This is a genomic window from Dehalococcoidia bacterium (genome assembly GCA_035574915.1).
Lineage (GTDB): Bacteria > Chloroflexota > Dehalococcoidia > DSTF01 > WHTK01 > DATLYJ01.
Map to the genome: position 1 here is coordinate 1 of DATLYJ010000053.1, position 14,263 is coordinate 14,263.

General features: G+C 67.6%; 15 protein-coding genes. 8 read left to right on the forward strand and 7 right to left on the reverse strand.

The features are described from left to right. The coding region (locus tag VNN10_04710) for a DHA2 family efflux MFS transporter permease subunit (protein HXH21309.1) at positions 1-1,453 on the reverse strand (1,453 nt) is incomplete at its 3' end. Between the two features lie 79 nt (positions 1,454-1,532). After that, positions 1,533-2,045 carry a DinB family protein gene (locus VNN10_04715; GenBank protein ID HXH21310.1) on the reverse strand — a complete coding sequence of 171 codons (513 nt, stop codon included), beginning with the start codon at positions 2,043-2,045 and terminating at the stop codon, positions 1,533-1,535. Between the two features lie 102 nt (positions 2,046-2,147). Here VNN10_04715 and VNN10_04720 point away from each other — a divergent pair, with 102 nt between their 5' ends. Further along, complete coding sequence (locus VNN10_04720; GenBank protein ID HXH21311.1) at positions 2,148-2,510, forward strand: helix-turn-helix domain-containing protein; 363 nt, start codon at positions 2,148-2,150, stop codon at positions 2,508-2,510. A gap of 307 nt (positions 2,511-2,817) precedes the next feature. Here the strand turns inward: VNN10_04720 and gyrB are convergent, their stop codons facing one another. After that, positions 2,818-4,761 (reverse strand): DNA topoisomerase (ATP-hydrolyzing) subunit B, encoded by a 1,944-nt coding sequence (gene gyrB / locus VNN10_04725; GenBank protein ID HXH21312.1) that lies wholly within the window; start codon positions 4,759-4,761, stop codon positions 2,818-2,820. A gap of 229 nt (positions 4,762-4,990) precedes the next feature. Between gyrB and tsaA the strand changes: the two genes are divergently transcribed. The 5 genes from tsaA to VNN10_04750 all read left to right on the forward strand — a co-directional run bounded on the left by tsaA (position 4,991) and on the right by VNN10_04750 (position 8,898). Then, on the forward strand, positions 4,991-5,497 hold the full coding sequence (tsaA, locus tag VNN10_04730) for a tRNA (N6-threonylcarbamoyladenosine(37)-N6)-methyltransferase TrmO (GenBank protein HXH21313.1): 507 nt from the start codon (positions 4,991-4,993) through the stop codon (positions 5,495-5,497). Beyond that, complete coding sequence (locus VNN10_04735) at positions 5,470-6,228, forward strand: hypothetical protein (GenBank protein HXH21314.1); 759 nt, start codon at positions 5,470-5,472, stop codon at positions 6,226-6,228. The genes tsaA and VNN10_04735 overlap by 28 nt, the downstream gene beginning before the upstream one ends. Before the next feature lie 86 nt (positions 6,229-6,314). Continuing rightward, positions 6,315-7,397 (forward strand): DUF933 domain-containing protein, encoded by a 1,083-nt coding sequence (locus VNN10_04740; protein ID HXH21315.1) that lies wholly within the window; start codon positions 6,315-6,317, stop codon positions 7,395-7,397. 96 nt (positions 7,398-7,493) lie between these two features. Continuing rightward, on the forward strand, positions 7,494-8,045 hold the full coding sequence (locus VNN10_04745) for a carboxymuconolactone decarboxylase family protein (GenBank protein HXH21316.1): 552 nt from the start codon (positions 7,494-7,496) through the stop codon (positions 8,043-8,045). After that, on the forward strand, positions 8,038-8,898 hold the full coding sequence (locus tag VNN10_04750) for an XdhC/CoxI family protein (protein ID HXH21317.1): 861 nt from the start codon (positions 8,038-8,040) through the stop codon (positions 8,896-8,898). The genes VNN10_04745 and VNN10_04750 overlap by 8 nt, the downstream gene beginning before the upstream one ends. A 146-nt stretch (positions 8,899-9,044) precedes the next feature. Here the strand turns inward: VNN10_04750 and VNN10_04755 are convergent, their stop codons facing one another. After that, positions 9,045-10,913: an aldehyde ferredoxin oxidoreductase family protein gene (locus tag VNN10_04755; protein HXH21318.1), complete on the reverse strand. Its 1,869-nt coding sequence runs from the start codon at positions 10,911-10,913 to the stop codon at positions 9,045-9,047. Between the two features lie 180 nt (positions 10,914-11,093). On the opposite strand from VNN10_04755, the gene VNN10_04760 reads away from it, so the two are divergent. Next, positions 11,094-11,636 carry a hypothetical protein gene (locus VNN10_04760; GenBank protein HXH21319.1) on the forward strand — a complete coding sequence of 181 codons (543 nt, stop codon included), beginning with the start codon at positions 11,094-11,096 and terminating at the stop codon, positions 11,634-11,636. A 10-nt stretch (positions 11,637-11,646) separates the two neighbouring features. On the opposite strand, the gene VNN10_04765 is transcribed toward VNN10_04760, so the two are convergent. Next, positions 11,647-12,666, reverse strand: a complete 1,020-nt coding sequence (locus tag VNN10_04765; protein ID HXH21320.1) for a GNAT family N-acetyltransferase — start codon at positions 12,664-12,666, stop codon at positions 11,647-11,649. Positions 12,667-12,764: 98 nt separating this feature from the next. Between VNN10_04765 and VNN10_04770 the strand changes: the two genes are divergently transcribed. After that, positions 12,765-12,896 (forward strand): DUF3008 domain-containing protein, encoded by a 132-nt coding sequence (locus VNN10_04770; GenBank protein HXH21321.1) that lies wholly within the window; start codon positions 12,765-12,767, stop codon positions 12,894-12,896. Positions 12,897-12,993: 97 nt separating this feature from the next. Here the strand turns inward: VNN10_04770 and VNN10_04775 are convergent, their stop codons facing one another. Together VNN10_04775 and VNN10_04780 are read right to left on the reverse strand one after the other, a co-directional pair. After that, positions 12,994-13,827 (reverse strand): MBL fold metallo-hydrolase, encoded by an 834-nt coding sequence (locus VNN10_04775; GenBank protein ID HXH21322.1) that lies wholly within the window; start codon positions 13,825-13,827, stop codon positions 12,994-12,996. Next, entirely contained in the window at positions 13,824-14,243 is a 420-nt protein-coding gene (locus VNN10_04780; protein ID HXH21323.1) for a hypothetical protein, read from the reverse strand. The genes VNN10_04775 and VNN10_04780 overlap by 4 nt, the downstream gene beginning before the upstream one ends. Positions 14,244-14,263 lie beyond the last annotated feature (20 nt).

The following is a 14,263-nucleotide window of genomic DNA, read 5'->3' on the forward strand; positions in this document are numbered from 1 at the left end:
CCGTGGCCGTCGCACGACCGGCTGCCTTCTGGGGCAGACGTGCATGCCGGATGAAGCCGGCGGTCAGGGTCGCTATGCCGGCCAGGACGGCGCAGGCCATCGCCAGGACAACATAGCCGTCCACGATCAGGCCGGCGGCGCGAGCCTGGACGTCCCCCGTTCCCGCGGCCACGAACCTGCCGGCCGCTGCCACCACGCCTGCAGGGGGCCCTCCCATTTCGGCGAAGCGGCCTTCTGACCCCGTCTCGACCCGCGCAAGGTAAATGGCGCCAAGGAGGGCGACGCCGGCCGCCGTGCCGACGTTGCGCGCCATCGTAAGCGTCCCGGACGCCAGGCCTGACTTCGCCAGCGGTACGGCGCTGACCACGGCCAGAGATGTCGTCGTCATCACAAGCCCGATGCCTGCGCCCCGGAACAGGAACGGCAACAGGAAGCCATCGAGGTAACGGCTCTCGACGCCAAGCGTGAGCAGGTAAAGAAACGAAGAAGCCACCGATATGGAGCCAGCCATTACCAGCAACCTCAGGTGGTGGCCAAGCTTCTGTCCCACGACGCCCCCGGCGGGCATCAGGAGCGCAACCAGCGCCGTGGAGGGCAGGAAGCCAAACCCTGCTTCCAGCGGCGTCATGCCCCAGAAGTTCTGCATGAAGAGGCTGGTGTACGGCTGGGACCCGAAGACGCAGGCCGAGAACAGGAATGCGCTCACGCAGGCCATGACGAATGTCCGGCTCCGGAACAGCGAGAGGTCCACGAGCGGCGCCCTCGTCCGGCTTTCCACGATGGCGAAGGCCCAGAGAACCGCTGCCGCGCCAACCAGGCAGCCCAGCACTGTAGCCGACGTCCACCCGTCCGCGTTGCCACGGGTAATGCCGAGCATTGCGAGCAGCAGGCCGCCCGAAAGCAATCCAACACCAGGCCAGTCGATGGCCCGCGACGCGCCTCCATCGCGCGATCGCGGCACGTAGCGGAAAGCCATGACCAGCGCCGCTAGCCCCACGGGGACGTTGACCAGGAACACCAGGCGCCAGTTGTCGCCGTGCACCAGCAGGCCGCCCAGGACGGGCCCGAGGACGAGGCCCAGGCCCGAGACGCCGCCCCAGATACCCACCGCGAGCCCGCGCTCCTCGGCGGGAAAGGCGTTCGTCACGATCGACAGGGTCGCAGGCTGCATGATGGCTGCGCCCACGCCCTGGACCACTCGGAACGCGATGAGGACGTAGACGTCCGTGGCCAGGGCACAGGCAATGGAGCTGGCAACGAAGAGCGCCAGCCCGGCCATGTACACCTCGCGCCGCCCGAGAATGTCGGCGAGCCGCCCGCCGGCGACAGGCACGACGCCGAGCGTGAGCACGAACCCGGAAACGATCCACTGCGCGGTCCCAAGGTCGACGTTCAGGTCCCTCGCCATCGCCGGCAACGCCACGTTGACCACGAAGGTGTTGACCATGAGCATGCCCAGCCCAAGGCACGAAGCAGCCAGCGTGAGCCAGCGGGAGGGGGAGGGCCGAACGGCAGGCAACGAGGCCAAGGTCCTAAGACACGCGGCGGGGCTGGAAGGACGGCTCGCGCCCTTCGATCTGGTCGATGTGCATGCGGGTGTGGCGGTAGACCGCCCTGAGCATCTGCAGCACCGTGAGGTTGCCGAAGCCCGTATTGCGCCCACGCCGCTCCAATGCGGGCTCCGGAATGCTCTCGACGAGGGCCAGCGTCTCGCTGTGTCTCGCCTCGATAGCCTGCAACAGTGCTTCCAGCGTCCTCGTCTCCAAGGGCGGCGGGAACGGGTTTTGCTCCTCCACCCGGCGGTACGTGGCCCACAATTCGGCCAGGTCCGGCTCGTCTTCGAAGGCGGCGCGCGTCGCCGCCTTCGCCCAGACGTCTTCGACGAGCAGGTGGTGCTCCAGTTGCTGGAGGGCTGTCCACTCGCCCGCGGCCGGAGGCGACGCGAGCTCACTCTCCGCCCGCCGCCTTACGACCGCAACCAGCTCGGCATGATGAGACCGCAGCTTGTCGATGAGGTCCTCCCGTTCGGGCGATCGTGCCGCCATGCCGCACCTCCGGAGTGCCTACAGAATCGTATAGGGAGTAGCGTTCACTATACCCTCAGTCATTGACGGAATGTCAAGTAGCTACCTAATCTTGTAGCAAGAATGCCCAGGCGCTATGCCTCTCAGGACTACTGCCCCGTCGCCCGGACCCTGGACGTCCTCGGTGACCGCTGGATGATCCTCGTGATCCGGGACCTCCTGCGCGGCGCCACGCGCTACACGGACCTCCAGGCCTCGCTGCGTGGCATTTCGCCAAACCTGCTGTCCGACCGCCTCAAGCGCCTCGAAGCTGCCGGCATGGTCGAGCGCGTCTTCTACAGCGACCACCCACCCCGGGCCGAGTATCGCCTCACCGAAAAGGGACGCGACTTCGGCGCGGTCGTCAGGGCCATGTACGCCTGGGGCAGCAAACACGCTCCGAGGCGCGCCGGCGATTTCGTGCCTGCCCACGAGCCGTCAACCTGACGGACAGACGCGAGGTCACGGGCTCCGCCGGCCAACCCTGGTGAGTAGCAGGCGACGACTCGACATGAGCCCGCGCGTTCGCGGGCACGGCGGACGGCCCACCGCCTGGATGCTACGCGCCGTGTCACAGGGTGTCTGATTCGAGCGCGCGGAGCGCAGAGCACGCCTCGCGTGTCTGAAGAACCTCGCCGCCCGCGCATACGCGGCCGGAGCCGCTGGGTGGGAGGAGCGGACTTCGCGGCCGGCCGAAACGGCTGCCGCGAGCGTTCTGGCTGACAGGCTGACTAGGCGAGAGGCCGGCTAGCCGCTAGATGTCCAGGTTGCGCACTTGGGCAGCGTGGGCCTGGATGAACGCCTTGCGCGGCGCCACGTCGTCGCCCATGAGGTGGCTGAAGAGCCGGTCTGCTTCCATGGCGTCCTCGATGCCGACGCGCAGGAGGATGCGGCGCTGCGGGTCCATCGTCGTTTCCCAGAGTTGCTCCGAGTTCATCTCGCCCAGGCCCTTGAAGCGCGTCGCGACCTTGGCCTTCTCCTTTTGGATCAGTTCGTCGCGCTCACGGTCGCTGTATACGTAGCGCGTGGCCCGCCCGACCTGCATCTTGTACAGCGGCGGCTGGGCGATATAGAGGTGGCCTTCGTGGATCAGCGGCTGCATGTGACGATAGAAGAGCGTCAGCAGCAGCGTCCGGATGTGGGCGCCGTCCACGTCCGCGTCCGTCATGAGGATGATGCGGTGGTAGCGCAGCTTCGAGATGTCGAAGTCCTCGTCGATGCCGGTACCCAGAGCCTTGATGATCGCCGCGATCTCGGCGTGGCCGAACACGCGGTCGAGCCGTGCCCGCTCGACATTGAGGATCTTGCCCTGGATGGGCAGGATGGCCTGGAAGCGGCGGTCGCGCCCGCTCTTGGCCGAGCCTCCGGCGGACGGCCCCTCTACGATGAACATTTCGCAGTTCTCGGGGTCGCGGTCGGAGCAGTCTGACAGCTTGCCTGGTAGCAGGGTGCCATCCAGCAGGCCCTTGCGGATGACCAGGTCGCGGGCCTTGCGGGCCGCCTCGCGCGCCCGCGCGGCGGTGATGCACTTCTCGATGATCCGCCGCGCGTCCGACGGGTGCTCCTCCAGGTACTGCGACAGGCCGTCGGCGACGGCCGTCTCCGTCTGGCCCTTGACCTCAGGGTTGCCGAGACGTGTCTTCGTCTGACCCTCGAACTGCGGCTCCAGGAGCTTCACGCTGATCACGGCGACCAGCCCCTCGCGCACGTCCTCACCCGTCAGGTTCGGGTCGTCGTCCTTGAGGAGCTTGTTCTTGCGGGCATAGTCGTTCAGCACACGGGTGAGAGCGCTGCGGAAGCCAGTCAGGTGGCTGCCGCCGTCGATGGTGCTGACCCCGTTCGCGAAGCTGAATGTCGCCTCGTTGAACGAGGAGTTGTACTGCATCGCGCACTCGATGACGGTGCCGTTGATTTCCTTCTCGATGTAGATCGGCCGCGGGAACAGGACTTCGCGGTCCTTGTTCAGATGGCGGACCAGGCTCTGGATCCCGCCCTCGAAGTGGAAGGTGACCTCGGTGTCATCGCGCTCGTCGTAGAAGGAAAGCCAGATGCCCTTGTTCAGGTAGGCTGCCTCGCGGAAGCGCTGCAGCAGGAGCGCGGAGTCGAAGGTGACGTCCTGAAAGATCTGGTCGTCCGGTATGAAGGAAGTCGTCGTCCCGGACTCGGCCAGCCCGCCCGTGTCCTGGCCCCGGTATAGCGACTCCTTGACCTCCCTCACCTCACTGGTGGGGATGCCGCGGGCATAGGTCTGGCGATAAATCTTCCCGCCCCGGCGCACTTCCACCCACAGCTCGCGCGAGAGAGCGTTGACCACGGAGGCGCCGACTCCGTGCAGGCCGGTGGAGACCTTGTAGGCCTCGCCGCCGAACTTGCCGCCGGCGTGCAGCACCGTCATCACGGTCTCGAGCGCGGACTTCCCCGTGCGGGCATGCGTGTCGACGGGGATGCCCAGGCCGTTGTCGCGGACGGTGACCCAGCCATCTTTCGAGATATGTACCCAGATGCGGTCGCAGCGTCCGGCCATAGCCTCGTCGATGCTGTTGTCGACGATCTCCGTGACCAGGTGATGCAGGCCGCGCTGGTCGGTGCCGCCGATATACATGCCGGGGCGGCGCCGCACCGCTTCCAGTCCTTCGAGGACCTGAATATCGCGCGCGGTATATTCGAGCTCGGTGGCGGGTTTCCGTTCTGCTGCCATAGTTTGGGATGGCCTTCCCGGCGGGGAGGCTATCTTCTTAACCTCGTCCTGGTCGGTGTTCGCTCCCTGTTAGCCAGGGAAGGTCAAGGGGAGATGCCAGGGGCACACTGCATTCTAGCACAAATTGATGTTCAGCGTATACGCATGCCTTCGCAGACGAAAACGCCTGCAGCGTTGCCGGCCGATCTCTCTGCGGAAACATCCGGCTTCTCGCTGCTATATTCTCAACGTGGGCCTTCTGCAAAAGCTCCGCAATTTCCTCCCTCTTGGCCGTCCCCTTATTCCGAGGGACCCGATCTCCTACCGGGCGATTGGCGTTGTCCGTAACCGTGTCTCCGAGTACAGGACCGCGGGCTGGGAGGATATCCGCTCCGACATCTTCCTGCGCGAAGATTTAGCGCCGGCCCTAGAAGGTATCGAGGGCTTCTCACACGTCATCGTGGTGTTCCATATGCACACGGTATCCGACGATGATCGTCGCCTGCTGACCCTGCCGCTCGCCGGCGAAAATGCCGGCGAAATTGGCCTTTTCGCGACCCGCATCGCGGTCCGGCCGAACGCTGTCGGCGTCAGCGCCGTGCCCGTGGTCTGGAGGCGAAAAAACGTCCTCCGCGTGCGCGGGCTGGACGCCCTCAACGGGACGCCCGTCCTCGACATCAAGCCTTACCTGCCGCCGTATGATTCCATCCCCGGCGCAACGCTACCGGCATGGGCGCAGCAGGCGATGCAGCGGTGAGCCCCGCCCGGCCGGTTAGGCCCCGGGCTTTCTCCCGTGGGCGCCCGGAGGCCCGGAAAGATGAGGCCAGCCTCCTCGCGGAGGTCTTCGAGCGCCTGGAGGCCCGATATGACCTTGACCGTTGGCACTGGCGTGAAGACACGCCGGCCTTCGATATCTGCGTTGGGGCGATCCTGGTCCAGCACACGGCCTGGTCGAACGTCGAGAAGGCCATCGAAGGGATGCGCGCCGCCGGCGTCTTTAGGCCGGAGAGCCTGCTCGCCCTCCCGGAGGACGATCTCGCCCCTCTCGTCCGGCCCGCCGGCATGCCGGCGACCAAGGCGCGGCGCCTCAAGGCGTTCTTGGCCCTCGCGGCCGGCTACGGGTCGCTGGAGCGGCTCCTGGCGCTGCCGGCTGACCGCCTCCGCGCAGCGCTGCTGGGGACGCATGGCATCGGGCCGGAGACCGCGGACGTGATCGTCCTCTACGCGTCGAAGCAGCTGGCGAAGGTACATGACGCCTACACCCAGCGCCTCATGCGCCGGCTCGGCGTCGGCCCGGAGCGCGACGGCTACGACGTCTGGGCACGCTGGCTAGCGGAACGGCTGCCGGCGGAGGTGCGCCTCTACCAGCGCTACCACGCCGCCATCGTCGTGCACTGCAAGGAGACCTGCCGGTCGCGCCCGAAGTGTGGGGAGTGTCCGCTGCTCGACCTCTGCGCCTACGGGCGTGTCCAGGTGCTCCAGGCGTAGCCCCTCCGTTGAGGCCGCGACACGCCTCCTCCCCCGGCGTGCGGCCCTGTTCCCACGGCGGCTGCCGTCGCTAATCTGTACCGGAGATGGACCTCGCCCTCATTGGTCTCGCCTCGTCCGGCAAGACGACGCTCCTGAAGGCGCTCGCGGCCGGGCACCTGCCCCACGGCGGCTCGCCGAACGAGCCCGCCGTCGCCGTCGTGAAGGTGCCGGACGAGCGCCTCGACAAGCTCGCGGCCCTCGTCCAGGCGAAGAAGACCACTTATCTGGAGATGCGTATCTTCGACTTCCCCTCTTTCTCCGTGGGCAAGAAGGGCCCGCCGCCTCAGCTCCTCGGCGCCCTATCGACCAACGACCTCCTCGTGCATGTCGTCCGCGCCCACGGCGACGCCGCGGTCCCTCATCCCCTCGGGTCCGTCGACCCGGCGCGCGACATCGCCGCCATGGACCTCGAGCTCGTCCTGGCCGATCTGGGCATCGTGGAGCGCCGGATCGACCGCCTCACGACTGAGATGCGCTCGCTCCCCGCGGGAGCGCGCGGCGCCCAGGAGCGCGAGATGGCCCTGCTCCAGCGCCTGAAGGCGGCACTGGAGGCCGAGAAGCCGCTCCGGTCTGCCGGTGTCACGGCGGAGGAGCGGAGCCTGCTCGGCGGCTTCAACCTGCTCACGCTCAAGCCCATGCTCATCGTCCTCAACATCGACGAGGCCGATGCCGGCCGGGCGGGCGAGATCGAGGGCGAGTACGCGGACGCCGCGGGCCAGAACGCTGCCGTGATAGCGCTGGCGGCGAAGGCGGAGGCCGACGTCGCGGAGCTTGGGCCGGAGGAGGCCGCGGAGTTCCGCAAGGAGCTTGGACTACCGGGGGAGCCCGCCGCGGCCCGCGTGCTGCGCGCGGCGGTATCCCTCCTGGGCCTTGTCACCTTCTTCACCGCAGGTGAGAAGGACGCTCACGCCTGGTCAGTCCCCGCCGGCACGACCGCCGTCAAGGCCGCTGGCCGCATCCACAGCGACATCGAGCGCGGCTTCATCCGCGCCGAGGTCATCGGCTGGCAGGAGCTCCTGGAGGCGGGCTCTCACGCAGAGGCCAGGAAGCGCGGCCGCCTCCGCCTCGAAGGCAAGACCTACGAGGTCCAGGACGGTGACGTGATCAACGTGCTGTTCAACGTGTAGTCTTCAGCAAGGCTCCGGCGCCGCGCCCGCCTCATCCCCTCCCCGTCCGGTGGCGCCCGACTAGTCGCACGGCGCCTCTCCTGACAGAATGACGGCATGGCAAGACTGCCCTACCTCAACCAGGAAGACCTCTCCGACGAGAACAAGCGCCTCCTGCAGCGCCCGGCGAACCTCTTCCGCCTCCTCGTGCACAGTCCGGAGGGTTTCCGGAACTTCTCCCGACTCGGCGGTTGGATCCGGAACGGCTCCACGCTCGACCCGCGCCTGCGCGAGCTGGCGATCCTGCAGGTCGGCTACCTGACCGACGCCGCATACGAGTGGACGCACCACATCAAGCTGGGCCGCGATGACTTCGGCGTCTCTGACGAAGACATCCGCGGCCTGGTGATGGAGACCCAGGGCGGCGGCTCGGCCCTGCCGCAGCTCGAGCGCCTGGTGCTGCGCGCGGCAAGGGAGATGACAGACGAGTTGCGGGTCTCAGATGAGGCTTTCGAGGGGTTGAAGCAGCATCTGTCGGACGAGCATATCGTCGACCTCTTCCTGACCATCGCCTACTACAACCTCGTCGTGCGGATGATCCACTCGCTGGACGTCGACCTCGAGCCCGAGTACGAGCGCATCCTCCAGGAGTTCCCGCTCGATGTCTGAGCGCGGCGGCGCGAATGCCCTTATCGCCGTCGAGGTCTTGCGCGCCGCGCGCGAAGGGAACCCCGTTGCTGTCGCGACCATCATCGCGGCGCCGGAGGACGCGCGGCCAGGGGCCGGGGACAAGCTGCTGGTCCGCCAGGACGGCTCTACGCTGGGCCACTTCCCCCGCGGGCTGCAGGAGGCCGTCATCGAGGACGCGCGTGCCGCACTGACCGCCTTCCCGCGCATCGCGACCCAGTCCTTCTACTACAGGCCCGAAGGCGGGCGCATTCACCGCCTCGAAGCCAGAGGCGGCGCGGACGCGTATGAGGTGATGATCGAGGTCACCGAGGCTCCGGCCACGCTCCTCATCGTCGGCGGCGGGCACATCGGGCTCTCCCTGGCGACGATGGGCGCCCACCTCGGCTTCTCCGTCGCAGTAGTGGACGACCGCGAGATGTACGCCAACGCCGAGCGCTTCCCGATGGCGGACCGCGTGATGGCCGGAGACGTTGCCGCGCACCTCCGGGCCTTTCCCATCTCCTCGAACACCTACGTCGTGCTCGTGAGCCGCGGCCACAAGGTCGATGAGCTAGCCCTACGCGAGGTTGTCGGCCGGGGCGCCGCCTATGTCGGCATGATCGGGAGCAAGCGAAGAGTCTCGACGGTCCTGCGCCATCTGGCCGAGGAGGGCTACCCGGTCGCCGACCTCGAGCGGGTCTACACGCCCATCGGCCTCGACATCGGCGCAGAGACCCCCGAGGAGATCGCGGTGTCCATCCTGGCGGAGATCATCATGGTGCGCCGGGGCGGCAAGGGCGGTCAGATGCGAGAGGGCCGGCCGCCCATCAGGGCTGGAGCGCGGGCCAGCTAAGACTGTCCCCGCACCAGGCGCAAACACGCACCCGTACGCGATCTACCGCGCGCCATGCCGCGGCGTGGCGTCCAGCAACACCTCGTCGCCCTGGTCGACGAGGTACCCCTGGCATGAGCGCGGCCCGCGCAGGCCGCTGGAGGCCGCTACACCGCGGCTATCGCATCCGCGACGTCCCGCAGGCCGAGTTCTTCGAGTTTGGCGCGGGAGGGTTTCGCGGTCTCAAGGTCCCAGCCTGCCGCCTGCAGGTACTCCTGCTCAAGCGTCTTCACGTCCAGCGTGAAGTCGGCGTGGGGGCCGGCCCTGAGCGCCTCACCGTCGCCGCCCCAGACCCGGCCCGGGACGTGACGCTTGGTCACGATGTCGCCTTCGCGCACGGCAAAGGCCATGCGGAGGTTGGCGATGCGCTCGCCCGCCTTGAGTATCTCTTCGTTGGTCGTGTCCCAGCCGGTGGTCATGTTGATCCACTGGGGGATGCGGTTGTTCGGCGCCGCGGACATGATGAACTGGCACATGCCGGCCGCGTTCACGACGTGCATGAACTCGGATGCGCCCTTGTGGTGCTGGCCGCGGCCCTCGGCGACCGCCTTGTCCCGATTGCGGGGCGCAATGCCCCACTCCGGCCTGGCGCTGCCCTCGTACTGCGTGTGGCGCGCCGGTGTCGGGTCGAGCTTGTATGTCGTGTAGTACTCGGGGTTCAGCTTGGGGTCGTGCATCGGCAGCTCTTCGCCGGCGATGGCGATGGCGAAGCGCTTCGAGGCAGGGCCGATCTTTTCGGACGCTTTCGCGACGCCGTCGGCGAACAGCTCGCCCACGCCCTCACGCCGGCCCATCTTGTGCAGGAGCTCGATGACTGCATCGGTGTTGCCCCAGCGCAGGTCGATGCCGTCCGTGTCCTCCTTCGTGATGAGCCCGTTCTCGTAGCACTCCATGGCGAACGCCACCGTCGCCCCGGCGGCGATCGTGTCGACGCCGTACTGGTTGCAGAGGTGGTTGACGTAGATCAGCGACTCCAGGTCGCCGTTCAGGGTCATGGTGCCGAAGGCAGCCGCCGTCTCGTACTCCGGCCGGTGGGTGTTCTCCGGATACGGGTACTTTGGGTTCTCCGAGGCGAAGCTCTCGGCACCACACGCCAGCGGGCAGTGCCAGCAAGCGTACTTCTTCTTCATCCTGGCGTTGAAGTTGTCGCCCGTGAGCGCCTGGGCGGCCGGGAAGTCTGTGATGCCGGCCCCGCCCCAGTTCTTCACTGGCGAGTCGCCGGAGAAGGCAGAAGTGTTGGTGATGCCCGTCGTACCGTAGCTGCGGAAGAAGTTCGCCAGCGGCGCCCGGAACTCGTCCAGGGAGGTCCGCACCATCTGGAACTTGTCCTTGTCGCCCGCGATGATCGACCTGGACGCCAGCACTACGACGGCCTTGACCTTCTTCGACCCCATCACCGCGCCGAGACCGCTGCGCGCCGCGAGGCGCCCGCGCTCGTTGCAGATCCCGGCCATGAGCGAGAGGTGCTCGCCGGCCGGCCCGATGCAGGCAACGCTGGCTTTCTTGCCGTGGCGCTCCTTCAGCTTGTCCTCACAGTCGATCGCGAGCATGCCCCAGAGGTCTGAGGCGTCGCGGATCTCGACCTGGTCGTCCTGGATCAGCAAGTAAACGGGTGTCTCCGACCGTCCGTAGAAGAGGACGCCGTCCCAGCCTGCCAGCTTGAGGAAGGGACCAAAGTCGCCGCCGGCGTTGGCGTCGCCCCAGCCGTTGTTCTTGGGCGACTTCGCCACAGCCTGATAGCGGATGCCGAACAGGGGCGTGCCCGTGAGCAGACCCGGCATGAGGCCGAGGACGTTCTCCGGACCCAGCGGGTCGGCGCCGGCCGGAATGCGGTCGAAGAGCAACCGTGCGCCCAGACCGTAGCCGCCCAGGTACTCGCGATAGAGGTTCTCCGGAATGTGCTCGACCTCGGTCCGCCCCTGCGAGAGGTAAACGTTGAGGATCTTGCCGTTGAATGCCTTCTCGCCCTCTGCCATGCGCTCCTCCTGACCTACGGACCAGCTTTGCGACCGTCAGCCGAACGCGGGGACTGACTTCGGTTCCGGAATTATAGCCGAGGGCTGCGAATAACCACAGTGACGGCTTCCAGAATTCACCCTCGCGCAAGGAGCGGGGCGGGATTGCCAGCCGGCCAGACCGCGGCCCACACTGCTCTCGTGACCATTCCCATCAAGCTGGCCTATGCGGCCGCAGTGGCGGCCTTGCTGGTACTCCTTGTCGCCTTCGGGACGCGCGCCATCGCCGCCGCCCCTCAGCCACCCCAGTACCCTACGCCGCCGATTGGCAGACCGCCTGTCGTCCCGCCTCCGGCCACCACCGGCCCCCAGGCGCCCCCTGCCATCGTCACGCCGGTCCCGGACGAGCTTGTGCGTTACGAGCAGGAGCAGCGTGACTTCCAACGCGCCGTCGAGCGCTACGAGGACCGCCGGCGCGAGTACCGCCGCAACGTCTTCCTGGCGAGCGCCGCCGTAGCCATCGCCGCAATCGCGGGCGGCGCGGCGCTATGGGCAAGCTTTGACGCCCTGAGCCTGGGCTTCATCGCCGGCGGCTTTGCCACCCTGCTCTACGGTGTCCTGCAGGCCGGGAGCGACCTGGACGAAATCAGCCCGGCTCTGATCTTCGTGGTGGCGCTCGCCGGGTTCGCGCTCGTGCTCGGGGCAGGCTACCGCTGGCTCGCCTCCTCGCCGCCGAAGCGGTGAGCCGTCCGCTTCAGGCCAAGTCCTTTGCCATGCAGACGCTGAGCGGCGAGTCAACGTACTCGCCGAAGGGCTCGATGCGGCGGAAGCCAGCGCTCTCGTACACCCGTATCGCCTCCGGCTGCCGCACGCCCGTCTCCAGCACCAGGCGCCTCGCGCCAAGCCGGCGGGCCTCCGTCTCGAGCGCGGCCACAACCGCCTTCGCGACGCCGCGCCCGCGCGCTTCCCGGACCGTGTACATGCGCTTGAGCTCCGCCTCCGTCTCGGAAATCAGGCGCACGGCGCCGCACCCGACGGGCCGCTCGCCGGCGTAAGCGAGCAGGAATGCTCCCCTCCCCGGGCCTACCTCGTCCGGGTCCAGCCGGAAGTGGGTCGCTCCAGGCTCGGGATAGCGGCTCAGGAGCTCCGCGTCCAGCTCCCGTATGAGGGCCTGCGCGACCTCGGAGAGCAGGTCAGCGTGCGCGATGCGCAGCGCGGGAGCTTCCTTACGGCGCGCGATCTCCTCGGCGAACCAGTGCACGAACTCGAGTTGCGCCCGGTTCTCAGGCCAGGCCCGGGCGCGGCGTACTTCCGCCAGGGCCTCCTCGGCCCCCATTCCGAGGGCAATGAGGATGCACGAGCTCACGGTGCCGGTGCGGCCGATGCCGCCGGCGCAGTGCAGCATCAGCGAGGCGCCGGCCTGCAGCTCGGCCACAACCTCGTCGATCAGGCTCGCAAACCCATCTCCTCGCGCCGGGGCCCGGAAGTCTTCGATCGGATGCTCGATCACCCGCCAGGCGTGGGAGCCGTCGTTCAGGGCCTGGTGGTAGTGCGGCGACTTGTGCTCGATCTCGTCGCGAGGGTTCAGGCAGAGCACGGTTGTCACGCCCAGGTACTCCGCCTCCGCAATGTCCTGCTCGAATGGGCGGTAGCGGCCCGGCATGGACGAGAGGTAGAGGCGTCCAGGGACGCCGCCAGGGAGCGGCAGCGGACGAAAGCCGAGGCTGCCTGAGGTCACGAGCAGAGTCTTGCCGTCCCGATGCCCTACGCGCAAGCCGGGATTAGGGTTCCTGCTACGCGCCGCGCGCTCGCCCTTATGCGCCGGTCATGCCCCTTCGTCCTAATGTCGAACTCGGGGACAAGGAGGAAGATATGCCCGCGAAGACAGAGAAGCAGCGCAAGTTCATGGGCGCGGAGCTCGCGCGCAAGCGAGCCGGCAAGAAGACAAAGACCGGGATGAGCGAGAAGAAGCTCGAGGAGATGGCGAGCAAGAAAAAGGGCTAGAGTTGCCCTCGACCTTCGAGTTCCCTTGGCGCAGCTGGCGTTTCGAAGCCTGACGGCGGGAAAGCAGCATCAGGGCGGCCCGGGCTTTCGACTCGGCTCAGACCTCATAGGTCGCCCCTTCCCAGCCCGGCTTGAAGTCGAATGGGAGCTCCTGGCGCACCAGGTCCGCGCACAGGCGGTCCAGCATGTCATCCGAGTGGTCGGGGTCATGGTGAAAGCCGACCAGGCGCCTGACCTCGGCCGCGATCGCGAACTGGATGGCCTGGGTCATGGAGCTATGCCCCCAGCCGATGCGCGCCAGGTACTCTTCGTCCGTGTACTGGGCATCGTGGATGAGGAGGTCGGCGCCGAGCGCCAGGGCGTAGCCTGAGATCCAGTCCGGCCGGCCCGGAAAGACGCGGGCGCCGAGCGCCGGCTCATGGTCCGGGATGTACGTGAGCGCCTTGCCAGCCTCCTCGATGCGGTAGCCGACACTCGACCCGGGGTGGCAGACCAGGTCGGCGCACACCCGCAGGCCTTCGATCTCGAAAGGCTGGAGCGGTACGTCGTGCAGGGTGATGTCCGAAGGCAGCTCGCGCAGCGGGACGGGGAAGAGGGGCGGGGACAAGTATCGCCCCAGGCGCATCCGCAGGTTCATCGTCGTCGATGGCGGACCCCAAATGTGGATCACCCGGCCGGGCTGAAACAGGGGCGCGAAGAACCCGAGGCCCTGGATGTGATCGACGTGAAGATGCGACAGCAGGATGTCGATGCGTCCCTCTTCCGAGGCCAGCGCCAGACCGAGGCGCCGTATGCCCGTCCCCGCATCGAGGACCAGGGTCGCGCCTCCCCGCGAACGCACCTCGACGCATGCCGTGTTGCCTCCGTAGCCAACGGTCTCCGGCCCCGGCGCCGCGAGCGAGCCCCGGGTGCCCCAGAGCGTGGCCTTCATGGTTTGCTCTCCCACAGAAGCGCCACCGCGCCCAGGTGGCGGCCGCCCTGGCCTTCGATCGGGAAGGCAGTGACCTCGATGCGCCGCTTGACGCCGTCGAGGCCTGTGATGTTCATGTGGCGGTGGGCTGGCTGGCGCTTGGTCAGCGCGATCATCAGCGGGAGTTCTTCCGGGGGCAGGGGTTTGCCCTCGTCGTCGGTCTGTTCCCAGATCGTCGACCACTCCTCGGCCGTGAGTTCGCCGTGCTCCTCATAGCGGTGGCCGAGCACGGCCTCGGCCGGCTCGTTGTAGTAGAGGAGGTTCCCGCCCGGGTCGACGAGGAACACAGGCATGGCGAGATAGCTCGCCAGTTGCCTGGTGAGGATGATCTCGACCGCCTTCTGCGGCGGCTTCTCTCCGGCGCGCTCTCCGGCCATACGAGTCGTCCGCTCACTAT